The organism is Actinosynnema sp. NPDC023658, assembly GCF_040639995.1.
In the GTDB taxonomy this organism is placed as follows: Bacteria; Actinomycetota; Actinomycetes; order Mycobacteriales; family Pseudonocardiaceae; genus Actinosynnema.
Genome location: NZ_JBFAAX010000353.1, coordinates 1 through 6,078, shown reverse-complemented (window position 1 = coordinate 6,078; position 6,078 = coordinate 1). Strand labels below are relative to the sequence as shown.

Below are 6,078 nucleotides of genomic sequence, written 5' to 3'. Positions count from 1 at the left end.
GCGGTCATCCCGGGCCTTTACTACCGGGATGACCGCGCCGACCGGGTGGGCCGGGCGTCCGCGCGTCGTCGTCGCCTGCGGAACGGACGTCGTTCGACCGGAAAGCCCATCTCACGCGGCCGAATTCCCGAGTGGCCCAGGACCGCCTGGGTGCGCCCGTAAGGCCGATTGTCGACGCCGCTGCGCGCTCATTGCGCGGTGGTGGAGGCGGCCGAACGAGTGAGTACGTTGTCGCAGGCAGGAGCTGTGCTGATAGATTGCCCTGGCGCAATTTTCGGTCGACGGCATCGGTTCCTGCGTCGCACGTGTCGCGCGTTTCGCGCATCCGCCGGTATTTCGGGGGCTTGTTCTTCATTCGTGGGGGAATCGTGTCCGCACAACAGGCGAGAACGGTCTTGTCCCGGGTGCTGTCGATGCGCGCCCTCGTGGTGCTCGTCCTGGCGGCGGCGTCCGTCGTTGCGGTGGGCGACGTCCGACCGAGGCCAGTCCACGCGCAGCCCGCCGCGGCGGCGTTGTGCGACGCGCCGGTGGTCAACGCGGTGGCGTGCGAGAACACCAAGCCCGGTGCGGCCGACTGGCAGGTGAGCTACCGCGACCCGTCCATCGTCGGCTTCACCACGGACATCAGCGCGACCCCCGGCAGCCGGGTCGACTTCAAGGTGAAGACCAGCGCGACGGCCTACCGCGTGGACGTCTACCGGCTCGGTTGGTACGGCGGTGCCGGGGCACGGCTGATCGGCTCGACCTCGCACAGCGGCGGCTCGACCCAACCGGCGTGCCTGCGCGGCACGGACGGCAGCGCGTTGATCGACTGCGGCAACTGGGCGGTGTCGACCTCCTGGACCGTGCCGCTCGACGCGGTGTCGGGCATCTACTACGCGCGGCTGTCGCGCACCGACAACGGCGCGATGAACGAGATCGCGTTCGTGGTGCGCGACGACACCAGCACGTCGAAGGTCCTGTTCCAGACCTCCGACTCGACGTGGGAGGCGTACAACCGCTACGGCGGCAACAGCCTGTACTTCGGGGACGGCCCCGGTCAGGGCGGGCAGGCGTACAAGGTCAGCTACAACCGCCCGTACACCGGGGGCGACGGCGAGGAGAACTTCATCTTCAACGCCGAGTACCCGATGCTGCGCTTCCTGGAGCGCAACGGGTACGACCTGAGCTACACCACCGACGTGGACTCGGCCCGGCGCGGCCAGCTGATCAAGAACCACAGGGTGTTCATGGCCGTCGGCCACGACGAGTACTGGTCGAACGAGCAGCGCGCCAACGTGGAGGCGGCCCGGGACGCGGGTGTGCACATGGCGTTCCTGACCGGCAACGAGATCTTCTGGAAGACCCGGTGGGAGAAGTCGATCGACTCCTCGCGCACCGACTGGCGCACCCTGGCCTGCTACAAGGAGACCAAGGGCGCGCAGAACGACGGCCTGGACGACTGGACCGGCACCTGGCGCGACCCGCGTCGCAGCCCGCCCCAGGACGGCGGACGACCCGAGAACGCCTTGCTGGGCAACATCTTCACGGTCAACGGTCGTCGCAACGACAGCCTCCAGGTGCCCGCCGCGTACGGCAGGATGCGGCTGTGGCGGAACACCGACCTCCAGAACATGACCACCGGCAGCTACACCTTCCAGCCCGGCACCCTCGGCTACGAGTGGAACACGGTGCCGGACAACGGCTTCCAGCCCGACGGCGTGGCGAGGATGTCGTCGACGACCGTCGCCCTGGACGGCGGGTACCTCCTGAAGAACCACGGTGACCTCTACGTCTCGGGGACGGCGACCCACTCGGTCACCTACTACCGGCACGCGAGCGGGGCGCTGGTGTTCGGCGCGGGCACGGTCCAGTGGGCGTGGGGCGTGGACGACGAGCACGCCTACCTGACCACCACGCCGACGTCCGACGTGCGGATGCAGCAGGCGACGGTGAACTTCCTGGCCGACATGGGGGTGCAGCCCGCCACGCTCCAGCCGACCCTCGGCGCGGCCACCGCGAGCACCGACACCGCGCCGCCCGTCGTGGCGCTCACCACCGTGCCCGCCATCTCCACCGTCGGCGCCCCCTACACGTTCTCCGGCACGGTCGTGGACGCGGCCGGCCAGGTCGCCGGCGTCGAGGTCTCCACCGACGGCGGATCCTGGCACCCGGCGGTGTGGCAGCCGGGACGCGGCACGTGGAGCTACACCTACACCCCGGCCAGGTCCGGCCCGGCGAGCCTGCGCGTGCGCGCGGTCGACGACTCGCTCAACCTCTCCGCACCCGTCACGGCCACGCCCACCACGTCGGCGCGGACCTGCCCGTGCGGCATGTGGACCAACGACGACCGGCCCGCGGAACTCGAGCTCTCCGACGGCTCCGCGCTGGAGCTGGGCGTCAAGTGGCGTGCCGAGCGGAGCGGCTACGTGCGCGGCGTGCGGTTCTACAAGAGCTCCGGCAACACCGGCAAGCACACCGGCAGCCTGTGGACCTCGACCGGTCAGCGCCTGGCCACCGGCACGTTCACCAACGAGACCGCGAGCGGCTGGCAGACCCTGCTGTTCACCCCCCCGGTCGCGGTCGCGGCGGACACCACCTACGTCGTGTCCTACCTGACCCCGACCGGCCGCTACTCCGCCAACACCGAGTACTTCAGCGGCTTCAGCCGCCAGCGGACCTACCTCGAACCGCTCACCGCGCTGCCGATCGGCGTCGACGGCCCCAACGGCCTGTACCGCTACGGCACCGGGTTCCCCGACCGGACCTCGGAGGACTCCCACTACTGGGTGGACGTGGTGTGGGCCCCGACGGCAAGCGGCTGAGCCGCCCGCCTCGCCCGACCGGCGGTTGCGGCTGGAAGTCCGGGAGCGGAACCAGGGTTGGTCAGGCGGTGAAGAAGGTGCGCAGGGCTTCTGCGACACGGCGCGGGTCGCCGTCGTCATCCGGACCCGAGTGCCCCAGTCCCGGGAAGGTGATCCGCTGTGCGTGCGGGATCGCGGCGGTCAGCTCGTCCAGCGCGACTCCGAGGAACGGCGGGCTCTTCGTGCCACCGAGCAGCAGAACCCGGGACCCGAGCGAGGTGTAGTCCCGGGCCGTGTCGGCCATCTCCTCGACCAGTCGCACGTCGAAGCGTTGCGTGGGGATGAGGGCCGGGATCGGTACGTCATCACCGGACCCGTCGCCCTGCAGGCGTGCGCCGATCGCCACGACCGGCACGAGCACGAACCGCGGGACCCGGCCGAGCACCGGTTCGACCTCCAGTCCCTTCAAGGCGGTGACCAGCGCGGCAGCGAGCCTGCCCCGGGCGACCTCACGATCGAACCGGGGCACCCAGCCCATCGGCACCGAACCGTCGACCGACAGCGGCGGCTCGTACAGGGCGATCGCCTCGAGGCCTGGGATGACCAGGGCCGCGTGCAGCGTGACAAGAGCGCCCGAGCTCAGACCGAAGACCCGCGACGCCCCGGTCGCCTCCACCAGCGCCTGCAGGTCTTCGACCTCCCGCGTGACACCGTAATCGTCACCATGAGGGCCGCTCAGCCCCCGCCCGCGCCGGTCGGGCACGTAGACGGTGAACTCGGTCGACAGCGCGGCAGCGAGCTTCATCAGGTGCTGTGCCGCCTGCATGCCCCCGTGCACGAGCAGCACCGCGGGACCACTGCCCAGCCGGCGGTATCCGATGGCGGTCCCATCGGCGGAGTCGACCGACCCGGTGCGGTACCCGGTCACGAGTTCCCCGCATTACCTGGGCACAGTCTTCGCATGAAGCGGACGGTAACTCACCGGGCGGAACGCGGCGCCCGAGGACCACGCCCGGTTCACAGTCGAGCCGACATCGCGGCCGCGGCCATCCGCGTAGCCGACGTCGAGGGCATCGAGGCCGTGTCCCTGCGCCGGGTCGCCGGCGAGAGGGGCACCGGCACGACGACGCTGTACCGCTACATCGCCACGAAGGACGAGCTGTTCGCCCTGATGATCGACAGCGCCATCGGGGAGCGCGAGCCACCGCCGCCGACCGGTGACTGGCAGGCGGACCTGAGGGCGATCGCCCACGAGCACCGCGCCACGGTCCTGCGCCACCCGTGGCCGGCCACCCTGCCCGCGACCCGCCCGGTGCTGGGACCGAACAGCCTGAGGTGGCTGGACGCGGCGTACGCGACCGTGGACGTGCTGGACCTGGACGCCGACGAGGTGCCGGCCCAGGTCGGCACCGTGCTGACCTTCGTGCGCGGACACGTCGTCGACGAACTGGCCGAACAGGAGACGGCCCGACGGTCCGGCACCGACATGACCGCCTGGCTGGCGGCACAGGCGCAGTACGGCGAACTGATCATCGGCAGCGGCGACTACCCGCACCTGAGCAGGATCATGGTCGAGGCGGAGGCACCGCACGCCGACGACCGCCACGAGCGAGCCTTCCGCCGCGGCCTGGACCACATCCTGACCGGCCTGGCGCACAGCCGCAGGTAGCCGAGCGGCCGTGGACCGGTGCCGCGTCGGCTCCCTCCACCATCGACTTACTGCTTTACTATGATACTAGCAAAGCAGTAAGGAGCATCCGTGTTCGTCTTCCGGCTCGACACCCACTCCGGCGTGCCGCCGTACCTGCAACTCGTCCAGCAGGTCCGCCAAGCGGTGCTGCTGGGCTTCCTCCACCCCGGTGACCGCCTGCCGCTCATCCGCGAGGTGGTCGAGGACCTGGCGATCAACCCGAACACCGTCGCCAAGGCGTACCGGCAGATGGAGCAGGAGGACCTGGTCACCGGCCGGCCCGGCCAGGGCACGTTCGTCAACGAACAGCAGTCGGCCGTGATGTCGGCCTCGACGTACACGTCGCTGCGCCGCGGCCTGGAGACCTGGTTGCGCCGCGCCTACGCGGCCGGCCTCGACGAGCAGGCGGTCACCGCGCTCCTCACCTCCGTCCACCAGCGGATGAGGAATGAGGACGTGGCGTGACAGCGACCGACTTCGCGCTGCGCACCGACGGCGTGGGCAAGCGGTACCGGAAGGGCTGGGCGCTGCGCGACTGCACCCTGACCCTGCCGGCGGGCGGCGTGATCGCCCTGGTCGGGCCGAACGGCGCGGGCAAGACCACGTTGCTGCGCTTGGCCGTCGGGTTGCTGGCGCCGAGCACCGGCACGGTGGAGGTGCTCGGCCACGACGTCACCGCCAGCACCCCGCACACCCTGTCCCGGGTCGGGTTCCTGGCCCAGGACCACCCGCTGTACAAGCGCTTCACCGTCGCCGAGATGCTCCGCTTCGGCCGGGCCTGCAACCTGCGGTTCGACCAGGGGCTGGCCGAGCGCCGGCTGGCGAAGCTGGGCATCCCGCTCGACCGCAGGGCCGGCACGCTCTCCGGCGGGCAGCAGGCCCAGGTCGCGTTGGCCCTGGCCCTGGCGAAGCGGCCGGACCTGCTCGTCCTCGACGAGCCGGTGGCCAGCCTCGACCCGTTGGCCCGGCACGAGTTCCTGCAAGTCCTCATGGGCGCGGTGGCCGAAGGCGGGGTGACCGTCCTGTTCTCCTCCCACGTCGTGCACGAGCAGGAGCGCGTCTGCGACCACCTGGTCGTGCTCAACCACGGCCGGGTCACGCTCACCGGCGACATCGACACGCTCCTCGCGGAGCACCGGCTGCTCGTCGGCCCGCGCACGGCCACCGACCTCGACCGGTCCGGCGCCGTCGTGCAGGCCGTCCACAGCGACCGGCACACGACCCTGCTGGTGCGCGACGGCGGGATCCCGGCCGCGCCCGGGTGGCAGACCCAGCCGGTCGCGCTGGAGGAGCTGGTGCTCGCGTACCTGCGCCGGCCGTCCGAGCCGGGTGCCGCGGCCACGTCGGGAGGGACGGCATGACGTGGTTGATCTGGCGCCAGCACCGGACCGAGGTCTGCGTCCTGGGCCTGCTCGTCGGCATGTTCGGCGTCGCCCTGCTCGTGCTCGGGGCGCAGGCCCACGACCTGTTCCCCGGCGGTCCCGCCCGCTGCGCGGGAGAGGCCCGGATCAACGATCCGCGCCGCGCCAACCGGGCGATCAGCACCCAGTCGGCGGCGGCCAGCACCGCGAACACGGCCGTGAACGCGATGAACGACACGAGCAC

At 71.1% G+C, this 6,078-nt stretch carries 5 protein-coding genes and 1 pseudogene; 5 read left to right on the top strand and 1 reads right to left on the bottom strand.

Annotated features, from left to right (window positions below; genetic code table 11):
- Positions 1–413: 413 nt before the first annotated feature.
- The gene (locus tag AB0G02_RS26150; protein WP_360798410.1) at positions 414–2,804 is read left to right on the top strand and encodes a N,N-dimethylformamidase beta subunit family domain-containing protein; all 2,391 of its coding nucleotides are present in this window, start codon (positions 414–416) and stop codon (positions 2,802–2,804) included.
- A gap of 61 nt (positions 2,805–2,865) precedes the next feature.
- Here the strand turns inward: AB0G02_RS26150 and AB0G02_RS26145 are convergent, their stop codons facing one another.
- On the bottom strand, positions 2,866–3,711 hold the full coding sequence (locus tag AB0G02_RS26145) for an alpha/beta hydrolase (protein ID WP_360798407.1): 846 nt from the start codon (positions 3,709–3,711) through the stop codon (positions 2,866–2,868).
- Between the two features lie 33 nt (positions 3,712–3,744).
- Between AB0G02_RS26145 and AB0G02_RS26140 the strand changes: the two genes are divergently transcribed.
- The 4 genes and pseudogenes from AB0G02_RS26140 to AB0G02_RS26125 form a co-directional block, all read left to right on the top strand.
- A complete protein-coding gene (locus AB0G02_RS26140; protein WP_360798405.1) occupies positions 3,745–4,452 on the top strand; it encodes a TetR/AcrR family transcriptional regulator C-terminal domain-containing protein in 708 nt (235 codons plus the stop codon).
- Between the two features lie 90 nt (positions 4,453–4,542).
- On the top strand, positions 4,543–4,938 hold the full coding sequence (locus AB0G02_RS26135) for a GntR family transcriptional regulator (RefSeq protein WP_360798402.1): 396 nt from the start codon (positions 4,543–4,545) through the stop codon (positions 4,936–4,938).
- On the top strand, positions 4,935–5,834 hold the full coding sequence (locus AB0G02_RS26130; protein ID WP_360798399.1) for an ABC transporter ATP-binding protein: 900 nt from the start codon (positions 4,935–4,937) through the stop codon (positions 5,832–5,834). The genes AB0G02_RS26135 and AB0G02_RS26130 overlap by 4 nt, the downstream gene beginning before the upstream one ends.
- Positions 5,831–6,078, top strand: a pseudogene (locus AB0G02_RS26125) (hypothetical protein); the annotation flags it as partial. The gene AB0G02_RS26130 and the pseudogene AB0G02_RS26125, both read left to right, overlap by 4 nt.

Excerpts from the sequence above, each read along its gene's own strand:
- AB0G02_RS26150 (WP_360798410.1), top strand. The coding sequence starts at position 414 with ATGCGCGCCCTCGTGGTGCTCGTCCTGGCGGCGGCGTCCGTCGTTGCG.
- AB0G02_RS26140 (WP_360798405.1), top strand. The coding sequence starts at position 3,745 with ATGAAGCGGACGGTAACTCACCGGGCGGAACGCGGCGCCCGAGGACCA.